This is a genomic window from Akkermansia biwaensis (assembly GCF_026072915.1).
Classification (GTDB): Bacteria; Verrucomicrobiota; Verrucomicrobiia; order Verrucomicrobiales; family Akkermansiaceae; genus Akkermansia; species Akkermansia biwaensis.
This window is the reverse complement of record NZ_AP025943.1, coordinates 1,031,140-1,044,131: the sequence shown is the minus strand read 5'-3', so window position 1 is coordinate 1,044,131 and position 12,992 is coordinate 1,031,140. Positions and strand designations below refer to the sequence as shown.

Genomic DNA, 12,992 nt, shown 5'->3' with positions numbered 1-12,992 from the left:
TATGAATTATTTGAGCGTAGTTTATTTATTTATTGCTTTCACTATTATAATTTATTTAAAAGGATGGAAGAAAGGTTTAATTTTAGGAATTATTACGCTCATTTTAATGATTTTATTATCTTGGGCAGAAGATATACTTTTTAATAATTCTTCTGTAATTACTGTAATTGTGTTGTTCATAATAAGTTTTTTATATGAATACATAGAAAAATATATTAAATCAAAAAATATTAGTAAAACACCTGTCGGCGAGTCAAATCTCAGTCGTCAGGCGTTTCCAAATGCTCGAATCAAACATGGAAAATCATACCATACATTTCGACGGCAAAAAAATAAGATTCTTCGAAAAGAATTAAAACATAAAAAAAGGAATTTTCATAATAAAAGAGAACCCTGATTATCTAAACAATTCAAAATATAATTCTCATATAAATTTTAGCTATTTTCTTCATTCATGATAATTTGAAGAATTTATAATTTATTTTCAACGGACAACAAATGTAAATGGCACGATGCACATAATGCGCCCTTCAGAGATAATCTATGACAGAAGGAGACATGGCTCAGGCCAATAAACTCCGCTTTTCCTGCGAATATGCAGACAATGAACTGGGACTTATCTACTATAATTACCGCTATCTCAATCCACATGATGGAAGATGGATCAATAGGGATCCAGTTGAAGAAAAAGATGGCTGGAATCTATACTCCTTTGTAAAAAATGCAACAACTTTGCATAGTGATTCTCTTGGGTTAGAGAGTATGATAAAAAGGTTTATTTCTGAAACAGAAAAGATAAAAAATGAAATTGTTGGAAATATAGAAAAACATTTAAATGACACAATAGAATGGACCACCTGTACCTATGAAGATAGTCGAAAACAAGGAAACAATATAGTTACTAGTAGTTTTAAAGCAGGGGCTACAGGTATGAGTAACTTCATTGGTGTAGTTGACATTGTAGAAGCCATTGAAGGAAGCCAAGTAGAATTTGTAAATTTTTCTCCTGTAACTATACCTATGGATGATGGAGAGCGTATGATTCACGGTGGTTTAGGAGCTCTTTCTGTTGCTCTTACAGTGGTGAGTTTAGGATGTGGAGGGGCGTCATCTACAAGTGGAAATGCTTTGAAAAATACTGCAAAAGTTAAACTTCAGCATATTACTACAAAAAAACTAGGGAATTAATTGGTCAATCTGGAAAAATAAAAGGTCCTGTTTATGCTGTGAATCGTAATCCTATGCAACCTATAACGCGTGGAACATTAGGAAGAGTAGGTGGGTATGGAAAACCTGATAACTTTGTTCAGATTCCGATACCTGAATCCGTATATCCTTATTTTAAAAATCCAGTGGGGGGCCCGATCTCTACAGTACAACGGATGTTGGGTCATTACCATTCCAGGTATACCATCACAATGAAAGGTACTGTCGAGGGATGTGCGAAAATTTTCCCTTTAAAGATATTGCAATGGCAAGCTTTGGACTCTTTGCTTAACGTCACTGCATTTCGTGGCGTCGAAGGTTTATATAACTATTTGCGAGATTTAATTAAATAATGAATTCTGGAGATTATAAAGTAATATCTGTTCTTATAAATGCATTTTTAGGTCCCGTATCGCTTAGATATTATCTTAATTATGGCTTACAGAGAAACAGTCTTAATGAATCTCTCTTTTTATATTCTTTGTTATGGTGGATATATTATATTATATACACATTTCCTTATTTCTTTAAATTATATTATGGAGAAGTATTTTTTTACTGGATATTATTTTGGATTATTATCATATTAATTTCTTTTATTATAAATAAAACTCATATATATTCTCGTTTAGAAAAATCAGTAAAAATATCTGGGGATGTAAGAAATGAGATAGAGAAAGCAAGTAATAATTTTTTCGTTTTCTGGTTTCCTGTTGGTTGTCTTATTTATTTCGGATACGCTCTCGCCAGAAGCTTTGATTCCAATTTAATTTATTATATATTTTTATGGTGGCTAATATGGTTTGTAATTTGGGTTTTCAGGCTATTGATTGTAATCTATTTTGGGAAGTTTATGATCTATGCTATTTCAACATTGTATAGAAAAAGAAAAAAATCTGTAATTAATCATATTTCATTTATATCAATATATAGTTGTGTATATGCATTTTCTTTTATAATATCCTTCATGAAATTTTTCTCATTATTTTTTTTAATAGGATTCTATGTGAAGAAAGGAAATTATTTAAATTTATTTTAAGATTAACTTATATTTTTAATTATGGTGAAAGATTATAATTTGGTAAGCACAGAAAAAAGTAAACTTAAAAAATGATAACCTCCTACTATTTTTTATATTCGGTAGAAATATAGTCGAGGTTCTAATCATCAGCGATTAATACAATTATGGATGCCTAAAATGGGAATCCACCGTAGCCGCCAGGATATCTGTAAAAGAACTCTTCGGAAAGTTTATGACCGCAGGAAGGACGTAAGGGGACTGGTGGCTGCCGCTTTGACGGAGACGGCGGCCAGTCCGGCCAGCCACGCGGACCTGCCTGCACGGCATGCCTGGGCGAATGCTTCCGCCATCAGGGAGGGGTTGCCTGCGGCGGCAATGGCCGTATTCACCAGGACGGCGTCCGCACCCATTTCCAGAGCTTCTGCCGCATGGCTGGGGGCGCCCAGGCCGGCGTCCACCACCACGGGAGCGGTGGCTTGTTCAATGATGATATTGATCAATTCACGGGTAAGTACGCCCTTGTTGGTGCCTATGGGCGCGCCCAGGGGCATGACGGCGGCGGCGCCCGCCTCCTGCAGGCGTTTGGCCAGTACGGGGTCTGCGTTGATGTAGGGAAGAACGGTAAAGCCTTCCCGGACGAGGGTTTCCGTTGCCTTGAGCGTTTCAATGGGGTCGGGCATCAGGTACTGCGCATCCGGGTGGATTTCCAGCTTGATCCAGTTGGGGAGTCCGGCCGCCACGGCAAGACGGGCCAGCCGCACGGCCTCTTCCGCCGTAGCCGCTCCGCTGGTATTCGGGAGAATGAGGTATTTTTCCGGATTGATGAAATCCAGGATGTTGGCGGCGGGATCGTGATTGCCCGTCAGGTCCGCTCGGCGCAGGGCTACAGTCACGATTTGGGAGCCGGAAGCTTCCAGCGCCTCCTTCATGCTCTCATTGGAGGCAAATTTCCCCGTTCCCATCATCAGGCGGGAGGTAAATTCACGATCGGCAATCCGCAAAGGTGTGTCTGTCATTGCGGCATGAAGACTACCTTCTCCACCTTCCGCGTGCAAGAGCGAATGCTGGAAGACAGGCCGCCTTTCAGCCAGGGCCGGATTACCGGGATGGGATGTATTCCGGAGAAAACGCGAGCTCCAGCTACTGCCGGAAACCTTGCAGGGCTTTCGGTTTCCCGAGGATTTCCTGATAGAGAATGGCCGTTCTCAGAGACTGGGAATGCCGAAGGGAATCTTTCAGGGGGCGGGGACCAGGAAGGGAGGAAGAAGGGATCGATTCGGGCTGCCGTTCCTTTTCCCGTTGCTGCAAACGCTGAAGAGCGGCCTGCTCCGCATCAGAGAGGGAACGGATGGATTCATGCGCTCCCTCCTCTGCCTTCACGTAGCGTTCCATCGTATTTCTGGCGGCTTCCTGCGCATGTCCGTGCCCCCAGTCCGGGACGGGGTCCGGTTGTGGACGCTGCTTGCGCTTCACGGAGGGATTCGGGAGTTCTACAGGGGAAGGTGCGGGTCGGGGCGCACGTGCGGCAACACGGGGCTGCGGCACTTCCTGGCGGGGAGCCTGCTGCGGGCGTTCGGGCACGGTTCGCCTCATTTCCGCAATGACTTCCCTGACGCGTTTTTCGTGATGGTCTTCCGTTTCCAGGTCGGGCTCTTCCTCGTTGTCTTCTCTCTTCGTTTTCAGGTAGCTGATCACACTTTTGCCGATAAAGACAATTGCTAGGACCAGATAGAACCACAGTTCCGGATTGCCGTCTTCGCCGCGCGCGGCAAGGATGTTTGCCAGTAGATTCATGAAGAAGGGCCGTGCGTCCGGCAGGAGGCTTTACATCCGCCGGACACCGGAAAGTTTATTTAATGGAGGAAGGAGTTGCTTCCGGTTTGGCGATGGAGTCCCTCATTTTGGTATCCGCCACCACGTTCTGGTAGCGTGCGTAGTCCAGCACACCCAGGTTGCCATTGCGGAAGGCTTCCGCCATGGCCATGGGAATCTGGGCTTCCGCTTCCACCACCTTGGCGCGCATTTCCTGCGTTTTGGCGGCCATTTCCTGTTCCGTGGCTACGGCGGCGGCGCGGCGCACTTCCGCCTTGGCCTGGGCAATTTGCTTGTCCGCTTCAGCCTGTTCCGCCTGAAGGCGCGCGCCCACGTTGCCGGCCACGTCCACATCCGCAATGTCAATGGAAAGAACTTCAAATGCCGTGGCGGCGTCCACCCCCTTGTCGCTGACGGTGCGGGAAATGACTTCCGGCTTTTCCAGAACGTCCTTGTAGGATGGCGCGGAGCCTACGGCGGAGACGATGCCTTCCCCGACGCGGGCCACCACCGTTTCTTCCGTGGCGCCCCCTACGAACAGGTCCAGATTGGTGCGCACGGTCACGCGGGCCCGTACCGCTACGGCGATGCCATCACGGGCTACGGCTGTCAGGCGCGTTTGTCCTGAACTCGGATTCGGGCAGTCGATCACCCTGGGATTGATGGAGGTCCGCACGGCTTCCAGCACAGTCTTGGAGGTGCCTTTCACCGCCAGGTCAATGGCGCATGCTCGGTCATAGCTCAGCGGAATGCCGGCTTTTTCCGCGGCAATCAGGGCCAGAACGCAGTCCACGATGTCGCCGCCGGCCAGGAAATGGGCTTCCAGCTCGTCCGTGCTGATGTCCAGCCCGGCCTTGGCCGCAGTGATGCGGGTGTCGACCACCAGGGGATAGGGCACCTTCCGCAGCCACATTCCGAGCATGTTGCCCATGGAAACGGGGGCTTTCGCCAGGCGCGCGCGCAGCCATGTTTTGAAAAATTTGGCAATGATGGCGAAGAAGATCACCAGGAAGATGACGAGAACGACAATGAGGAACGTTCCCCAGACAGTTGCATTGGACATGTCCGCTAACAGCAAATTGTTCATGCTTCCCTCCATACCATACTTGCCGGATGAGGGTAAAGAGATAATTGTGTTCCCCGATGTTCAAAGGTATTGACCTTTCGGCGGATTCGTGGCAATGCACTTGGCCGTGCGCACCATTGATTTTGATTATCCTCTGCCGGAGGAATTGATTGCGGACCGCCCTCTGCCGGACCGCGCCGCCTCACGGATGCTGGTGCTCCACCGGGATACGGGTTTGATGGAACACAGGCATTTCTGCGACCTGCCGGAGTACGTAAGGCCGGGAGACCATTTCATCCTCAATGATACCAGGGTGGTCCCCGCCAGGTATTTTTCCAATGACGGTTCCATTGAGATTGTCCGGGCCGAGGTGCTCAATCCCCTTCTGTGGAAGTGCATGGTGCGTCCGGGGCGCAAAATGAAGGTGGGACGCGCCGTTTCCATCGGAGAATCCGTGGGAATGGTGGAGGGAATCGATGCGGAAGGGTACCGCCTGATCCGGTTTGACCGGGAAGTGGACGAGGAAAAGTACGGACGGCTGGCGCTTCCCCATTACATGAACCGGGAGAGCGATCCTTCGGACAAGGAACGTTACCAGACGGTATACGCCAGGAATGAGGGGGCCATTGCCGCCCCTACGGCCGGTCTGCACTTTACACCGGAACTGCTTGCCTCCGTACCGCATGATTTTTTGACGCTTCACGTGGGCGTGGGCACGTTCCGTCCCGTCAAGGCGGACAATATTGAGGACCATCAAATGCACACGGAGCATTTTTTCCTGCCGGAAGCCACCGCCCGGGCGATCAATGAAGCCGAAAGAGTTATTGCCGTGGGCACTACCAGCGTGCGCGTACTGGAGCATGTGGCCGCGGCGGAGGGATTGCCCCTCCGTGAATGTTCCGGCTTCACGAACATTTTCATTTATCCGCCTTACAAATACAAGGTGGTGGATGCGCTGATCACGAATTTCCACCTGCCGCAAAGCACCCTGCTCATGCTGGTGAGCGCCTTTGCCGGAAAGGAGCTGGTCATGAAGGCATACATGGAGGCCATTCGGGAACGGTACAGATTCTTTTCCTACGGAGACTGCATGCTGATCCTGTAATGCTCAGGGCTTCTCTGCGTCCCGGCTGAATTCCAGCAGAGCCGTTCCGAGGTCCAGCGTGTTCTGGAGTTCTCCCAGAGTGTGAAGAATTTCACTGAGGATGACGACAAGAATGTTGGCATATCTGCCGGCGTCCGCCTTGTTGCAGATTCTATCCAGGCAGGAGGCTTCCAGGTCCGGGGCGTTCCATTTGCACCGGATGAAACGGCTTATGCGCGAATCCGGCTTCCAGATTTTCTCCCGCTGATCCGTCAGATAAGCTATGTAGCAGCTTCTGAGCAGGTCGATTTTGGGAAGCAGTTTGAAGCGGAACGTTTTCGTGCAGGCCGGAAGGTTGTGGAGCCTGTCCATCCGCATGTGAATGCCGGTGACGCAGAGAATAGTCCAGTAATGGATGGAGGCGGCCACGTCCCTGCTGCGTTTGTGGAACCGGCGGTGAAAATCAAGACTGAGGTCCAGGGCTGCCAGAGATTTTACATACTGCACGAGAACAAAAAGGTCATGCTTCCGGTCAATGAAGTGTTCCAGTTGCCTCCGGAGTGGACGGTCTTCCAGTTTCATCTCGCTTTTCAGGCTGTTCCATTGTCTGTTAAAATTGGAATGTTGTGGCATATCTTTGATAATATAATCATGGGTGAGACTATGATGTTCATGATTTAATTCAAATAAATAATAAATAATGATAAATAAAAGCGACATGAAAGGCGCCTACGCTGGCGGATGGGGACTCCGTTCACTGCGTTTTGTTCAGGAAAGGCGGCCAGGAGAAAGCCATGCCCGGCAGAATGGAGGCATGCCCTTTTTGAATCACGGTTGTGGATGCCGGTTAAGGAACGGGACCGTTGATACAATAAAACGGCATAAATCCATGTAACTCCCATGATCTCTTTTCTATCTTTCCCCGGACACGGTGAAAATACGGCTGTATCCGGGTGAAGCGCACTGCGTTCTTGTGGGGGCGGTCCAAACAGGATAGCCTTGAAAACCGCCGGGACCTTCACCAATTCCATCCCTCAGACCCGTCACTCCCCCATTTATGGATCACGATTTCAGCCTCATTCTTACATTCGTCGGCGGTTTGACCGCCGCTCTTCTCTTCGGTCTCATCGCCAGAAAGCTGCACCTGTCCCCGCTGGTGGGGTACCTGCTGGCCGGCGTTGTCGTAGGGCCTTATTCGCCGGGCTTTGTAGCGGACAGCCATACGGTGGAGCAATTTGCGGAGCTGGGCGTCATTCTGCTGATGTTCGGGGTTGGCCTCCATTTCCATTTGAAGGACCTGATTGCCGTACAAAAGGTGGCCGTCCCTGGCGCGGTGGTGCAAATCTCCGTGGCTACGGTGCTTGGGGTGATTGTGGGGTGGTGCTTCGGCTGGTCCACGATTTCCGGCCTTGTGTTCGGCATGGCTATTTCCGTAGCCAGTACCGTGGTTCTGACGCGGGTTCTTGAGGACCATCAGAATCTTCACACCCCCAGCGGGCATGTGGCTCTCGGCTGGCTGGTGGTGGAGGATTTGTTCACCATTCTTCTGCTGGTTCTGATACCCGCTGTCATGGAGGCCCGGCAAAGCGGAGCAGGGGGCTGGGACAGCATTCTTTCCGAATTAGGATGGATGTTCGTCAAGCTGTCCGTCCTGGTCGCGCTGACCCTGTTTGCCGGTAAAAAGATTATTCCGCTGGTCCTGCGTTATGTGGCGCGAACGGGCGCGAGGGACCTGTTTACGCTTGCCGTGCTGGTCATTGCGCTGGGGGTGGCGGTATGTTCCGCCGAATTTTTCGGGGCATCCATGGTGCTGGGCGCATTTTTGGCGGGCATGGTTGTCGGCCAGTCGGACTTCTGCGCGCGCGCCGCGGCGGAGGCCATGCTGATGAGGGACGCTTTCGCCGTTCTTTTCTTCGTCTCCGTAGGGATGATGTTTGATCCGATGTCCGTGGGCGACTGCTGGCCGCTGGCCCTGGCAACGCTGGCCGTGGTGATGATCGGCAAGCCCCTGGCCGCCTATGTGGTTGTACGCTGCCTGCGGAGGCCGCTGGCTTTGGCCTTGAACGTATCCGTGGCGCTGGCGCAGGTGGGGGAATTTTCCTTCATTCTTGCCGGAATAGGACTGGTGTACGGCATTCTGCCTCCGGAAGCCAACCAGGCCATCATTCTCGCCGCCGTCATTTCCATTTCATTAAATCCCATTCTCTATCGTAAGATTACTCCTGTGGTCAAATGGCTGGAAAGACGCGGCATCGGTCTTCCTGCTCACTCCCTGGCAAACGTCGTTCCGCCGCCTGAGGAAGATGCCCGGCGTGTGGTGCTGGTGGGGTTCGGCCCTACGGGACGCATGCTTAAAAGCATTTTAAACGACAACGGCGTGGAAGTCGTCATCGTGGAAATGAACATAGATACGGTCACCAGAATACGGGGACAGGGGGGTAAAATCGTGTACGGGGACGCGCGCCAGCGGGAGGTGCTGAAGCATGCGGGCATTGAATACGCGGAAAGCTTGATTCTTTCCTCCTCCATTCCGGATGCCAAGGATATTGTGGAGATGGCCATTGAACTCAATCCCCGCCTCGATGTGATGATTCACACCAAATACATGCGGGATGTGGACATTCTGAAAGAAGCCGGAGCTTCCCAGGTTTTCTCCTCGGAATCGGAAGTGGCCCTTTCCATGGCGGAATATTTCCTGCGCGAGGGTGGAGCGGACGATGAAAAGATCGTTTCCGAACGTTTGCGCATCCGGGCCGAACTGAATAACGAATGCACCTCCGATCTCTGCCATGAGGAACTGAACGCGTGAGGCGCGCTACTTTTTGCGGGCGGAAATGATGAGCATCATCGGGCGCCTCAACTCGTCCCGCATGCCGGGAACAGTATTCAGAAGCTCTCCGGAAGGCTGGGGCTCTTCCACGGCAATGATCTCAAATCCGTTTGCGGCTAGGGCGCCCAGGTAGGTGGTGAGCGTCCTGTGGTATTTGGTTACTTCCTCCCCCAGAAAGACGGCCTTGCGGGGGCCTTCCGCAAAATAACCGTCCACGGGCCAGTGCATGATGCCGCCGGAGCCGTCATAATGCCAGTCCTGGCGTCCCTGGGCGGTAAAAACGGGGTGCTCCACGGAAAAAACGAATGCGCCGCCGCTGCCCAGGCAATGGGAAACCTCCCGGCAGATGCGGGGGAAATCCCGCGTGTAGTGAAAGGCCAGTGAACTGATGACTATGTCAAAGGAAGAGGGAGGAAAATCAATGTCCTCCATGGGCATGCAGATGTAGTTGATGATATCCGTCTTTTCCATGCTTGCGGCTCTGGCGAGCATTTTTTCCGAAATATCCACCCCCGTGACGGAAGTCGCTCCGTGTTCCGCCGCATACCGGCAGTGCCAGCCGAATCCGCAGCCCAGGTCCAGAACCCGTTTCCCGTGAAAATCCGGCAGCATCCGTTCCAGCGTTTTCCATTCTCCGGCTCCGGCCAGTCCCTTGACGGAACGGTCCATTTGGCTGCATTTCCGGAAAAAGGAATCTTCGTCGTACTTGTTCTGCTTCATGGCGGAGGGAAAGGAGGAAAGAGCCTGACTGCCCCGGCTCAGGTCCGGGCCTCCGGCTTCAGGATGACGGTGACGCGGCCCAGATGGTGCAGCGCGTTTTCTATCTGGTCTTCCAGTTGCGAAGCTATCTGGTGGGATTGGCGGACGGTCAGCTCCGGATCGGCCGTGCAAAGACAGGTAAGGGTGGGGAAGCTGTCTTCCTTGTCCAGATCCAGCTTGACAATGTTGCGGATGTCGCGGTGCTGCTGGAGGATGAGGCGCACCTTCAAATGTACTTCTTCCGGGGAAACGTGTTCCAGGACGGAATTGGCCTTCATTTCACGGCAATCCGGTTCAATGCGGCAGACAACCTTTTCCGGCTGGAGCTCCTGGATAACGTCTTTCCTGAACGCTTCCACAACCTCGTATCCGCGGTCCAGCGGCCAGTCCGCGGGAACTTCCACATCCATGAAATAACAGGAGTCATGTTTGCCCCTTCCTTCATAAAAACCGTGAATGCGGACGTGATGGCGCAGGGCCAGGCGGTGGACGACCGCATCCGGCTCCATGCCGGCAAAGTCTTCATGGGCGGGTTCGATGTGCACGATGACATCCGCCTCCGGCAGCTCGTACTTCACAATCCCTTCTATGGACTCCGCCACGTCATGGGCTACGTCCACGTGCAATTCCGCCGGGGCTTCCACATCCAGTTCCACGAAAATGCGCGCCCCGCCGTCGCGCAGGCGGATGCGTTTGACCGGGTAATCCGGAGCGTTCTTCTTCATGGCAGCCAGCACCTGGTGCGTCAGGGCGGAGGAACCGCCGTCCATCAGGGCGTGGATGGAACGCTTGGCCAGGCCGTAGGCCACGGAACAGACCAGGGCGGCCACGAACAGGGCGGCCACGGCGTCCGCTTTTTCCAGAAGGCCGTGCCAGACGGAATCCGCAGGAACCAGGTGTGCCAGCCATACGCAGAAGAGGCCCAGCATCACCACGGCGGAGGACCAGATATCCGTCGTGAAATGCAGGGCGTCTGCTTCCAGAGCCTGGCTCTTGTGTTTTTTGGCTACCCGGCGGAGCATGGCGGAGCGGTTCACGTCCACCAGCAGGGAGACGGCCACCACGGCAAAGGCCCACCAGGTGAGAGTGATTTCCGCTTCATTGTAAAACAGGCGGTCTATGGCCTCCCAGACAATCCATCCGCAAGTGATCAGGAGCAGGGCCGTTTCCGCCAGGGCGGAAAGGTTCTCTATCTTTTCATGCCCGTAGGGATGGCTTTCATCCGCCGGGCGTGCGGCTATCCTTACGGCGTAAAAGGTCATTCCCGCCGCCATCAGGTCCAGTCCGCTGTGCAGAGCCTCCGAGATAATGCCCAGGCTGCCCGTTTTCACGCCGGCCCAGATCTTGATTCCGGTCAGGAAGGCAGACCACAGGACGGAGGAGAAGGCCGCGCGTGATTTTTCATGGTGGGCTGCTTGATCCATAAGACTGAAGAGAACGGAAAGCCAATCTAAGCCGGGTCCTCTCTCTTAGTCAACGATAACACATTCTTTGTTGAACGGGGCGACTGCCTTTTTGGGACAGCTATGGTTTCAGACGGCATACTGACGAAAAATCGTCAAGCCGGACGGAAGATGCGGGGAACAATTTTTGCCGGATGATGAAAGCTTCCTTGATGTTGAAGGCCAAATCATTTAATAAAAGACATTTGCCGTTTCCCATGCTCCACATGTGGTCAATTTTGCCCAGAGAATCTTTATCTTCCAGGTTATAGGAAGAAAATCATATGGATATGAAATATTTATTGGCTTTTTTGATGATGGCTCTGCCGGGGATGAGCCTGTTTGAAGGAGGTGTCCGCATGTTTGATGTGAGAGGATTGCCGGTGATGGACTTGTGGGAACCACCGAATCCCGGATATTTCGACCGAAAATATCCTCCCGTCAACTCCAGGAGTGTTGAGTTGAAGCCGATAGAATTCAATGGGCGGAAATTTCTGCAGTCAACATTGATTCTAGCCTGTGAAGAATGGGTGGATGCTCCTTCCCCGCCAACGGTGCGGCAGGGGGCGTTCTTGGATGTCCTTTCCAGTTTTTATCCCAAAAAAGAATACGATGAGGCAAACGACCGGAAGTGGACTGATATTCAGGATTACGGACTTTTCATTTACACGTATTTTACGATGGATGGCAAAATCTGCGAACTTGACGATCAGGGATACCATATGCGGGTAGTGGAAGAGAACAGGGGGAGAAACAGTGTTACTTTTTATAATGCGGAGGGAGAAGAATGCCATTGCGCAGACGGCTATCACCGCGGAGATGTAATTCAACAGGCGGGGTGGATTCTTCATGGACCTTTTGTTTTCAAGGAATCCTTTTTTGGAAAAGCGGAGAAGGAAAGCGGCATCTTCTATCAGGAGCCTGTAGATGTGGAGCGTCCGGCAATTTATCCGAAGGGGCGGACAATACGGTACCATCAATACAAGGCAACGCCCGCTCCCGGAGCCGGTGTGGCCTGCCTGGAAGTCCACAAGGGCTGGGAGGCGGAAGTGACGGCTTCTACGAGAAAAACATTTTATTTGAAGGGCAGGTTCGGCTACAACTATGGCATTGATGAATTACGAATGCTCCTGCCTGAAAAGCTGCTGCAGGCCAGATTTTATCTGGACCCCTACGACGTAGCCGAGGCGGAATATACGGACAAATTCGGACGGCTGACGCGCGGTCTGCAGGGCTGGGCACGGCGCTGCGCGGATCATTATGAACCTGGAAGTGATTTGGGAGGGGGTCGTGCCGTGAAGGAAATTCGTTACTATGACCAGCACGGCGAGTTAAGCTCCGATCACCGGCAGCAATGTGCGATTATCCGTTTTTCCTATCCGGAAAACGGTGTTCAACAGATCAGCTATTTTGACGAGCATGGCAGGGAGCTAAAGCATTTGCGGGAGGCGGAAGAAGGTCCTTTGGAAAGGAATGAATTTTATGCCTGTTTTTCCATGATTAATGAGGATGTGACCGCATATGAAGGCGGTAACCGCTATGATGATGAGGAGGAGGGAAATGAGGAATGAGGCATGAGCACAGCCCATATTTCTGGAAACTTTTACAAGTACCATGACCTTGATTCTGAATATGTGGAAAGGCATTCTTCTATTTCTGTTGCTGATTTCTCTGTGCATCTCCATTCTGTTGAATGTATTTTTAATTGTTGGAATCAGGGAAATGCGTGAAATAACGCCGGACCGCCTTTATAAAACGGTCTTGCGGATAGA

The 12,992-nt window shown here is 51.4% G+C and carries 11 protein-coding genes; 5 read left to right on the top strand and 6 right to left on the bottom strand.

Going from position 1 to position 12,992, the window contains the following annotated elements; all coding sequences use genetic code 11:
• Position 1 precedes the first annotated feature (1 nt).
• Positions 2 to 397 carry a hypothetical protein gene (locus OQH67_RS04275; RefSeq protein ID WP_215434283.1) on the top strand — a complete coding sequence of 132 codons (396 nt, stop codon included), beginning with the start codon at positions 2 to 4 and terminating at the stop codon, positions 395 to 397.
• 161 nt (positions 398 to 558) lie between these two features.
• Positions 559 to 1,188, top strand: a complete 630-nt coding sequence (locus tag OQH67_RS04270) for an RHS repeat-associated core domain-containing protein (RefSeq protein ID WP_215434284.1) — start codon at positions 559 to 561, stop codon at positions 1,186 to 1,188.
• Positions 1,189 to 2,457: 1,269 nt separating this feature from the next.
• On the opposite strand, the gene OQH67_RS04265 is transcribed toward OQH67_RS04270, so the two are convergent.
• From OQH67_RS04265 to floA, 3 genes are all read right to left on the bottom strand, one after another.
• On the bottom strand, positions 2,458 to 3,243 hold the full coding sequence (locus OQH67_RS04265; RefSeq protein WP_215434285.1) for a thiazole synthase: 786 nt from the start codon (positions 3,241 to 3,243) through the stop codon (positions 2,458 to 2,460).
• A gap of 124 nt (positions 3,244 to 3,367) precedes the next feature.
• Positions 3,368 to 4,021 (bottom strand): hypothetical protein, encoded by a 654-nt coding sequence (locus OQH67_RS04260; protein WP_215434286.1) that lies wholly within the window; start codon positions 4,019 to 4,021, stop codon positions 3,368 to 3,370.
• A gap of 55 nt (positions 4,022 to 4,076) precedes the next feature.
• Positions 4,077 to 5,102, bottom strand: a complete 1,026-nt coding sequence (gene floA / locus OQH67_RS04255; RefSeq protein ID WP_215434287.1) for a flotillin-like protein FloA — start codon at positions 5,100 to 5,102, stop codon at positions 4,077 to 4,079.
• Positions 5,103 to 5,220: 118 nt separating this feature from the next.
• Here floA and queA point away from each other — a divergent pair, with 118 nt between their 5' ends.
• On the top strand, positions 5,221 to 6,210 hold the full coding sequence (gene queA / locus OQH67_RS04250; protein WP_215434708.1) for a tRNA preQ1(34) S-adenosylmethionine ribosyltransferase-isomerase QueA: 990 nt from the start codon (positions 5,221 to 5,223) through the stop codon (positions 6,208 to 6,210).
• Positions 6,211 to 6,213: 3 nt separating this feature from the next.
• On the opposite strand, the gene OQH67_RS04245 is transcribed toward queA, so the two are convergent.
• Complete coding sequence (locus tag OQH67_RS04245) at positions 6,214 to 6,822, bottom strand: hypothetical protein (protein WP_215434288.1); 609 nt, start codon at positions 6,820 to 6,822, stop codon at positions 6,214 to 6,216.
• 424 nt (positions 6,823 to 7,246) lie between these two features.
• Between OQH67_RS04245 and OQH67_RS04240 the strand changes: the two genes are divergently transcribed.
• The gene (locus tag OQH67_RS04240) at positions 7,247 to 8,998 is read left to right on the top strand and encodes a cation:proton antiporter (protein WP_215434290.1); all 1,752 of its coding nucleotides are present in this window, start codon (positions 7,247 to 7,249) and stop codon (positions 8,996 to 8,998) included.
• Positions 8,999 to 9,004: 6 nt separating this feature from the next.
• On the opposite strand, the gene OQH67_RS04235 is transcribed toward OQH67_RS04240, so the two are convergent.
• Both OQH67_RS04235 and OQH67_RS04230 read right to left on the bottom strand, forming a co-directional pair.
• Positions 9,005 to 9,739 carry a class I SAM-dependent methyltransferase gene (locus OQH67_RS04235; RefSeq protein WP_215434292.1) on the bottom strand — a complete coding sequence of 245 codons (735 nt, stop codon included), beginning with the start codon at positions 9,737 to 9,739 and terminating at the stop codon, positions 9,005 to 9,007.
• Between the two features lie 38 nt (positions 9,740 to 9,777).
• Positions 9,778 to 11,202: a cation diffusion facilitator family transporter gene (locus OQH67_RS04230; protein ID WP_215434293.1), complete on the bottom strand. Its 1,425-nt coding sequence runs from the start codon at positions 11,200 to 11,202 to the stop codon at positions 9,778 to 9,780.
• A 308-nt stretch (positions 11,203 to 11,510) separates the two neighbouring features.
• Between OQH67_RS04230 and OQH67_RS04225 the strand changes: the two genes are divergently transcribed.
• Positions 11,511 to 12,791: a hypothetical protein gene (locus tag OQH67_RS04225; protein WP_215434294.1), complete on the top strand. Its 1,281-nt coding sequence runs from the start codon at positions 11,511 to 11,513 to the stop codon at positions 12,789 to 12,791.
• The last annotated feature ends 201 nt before the right edge of the window (positions 12,792 to 12,992 follow it).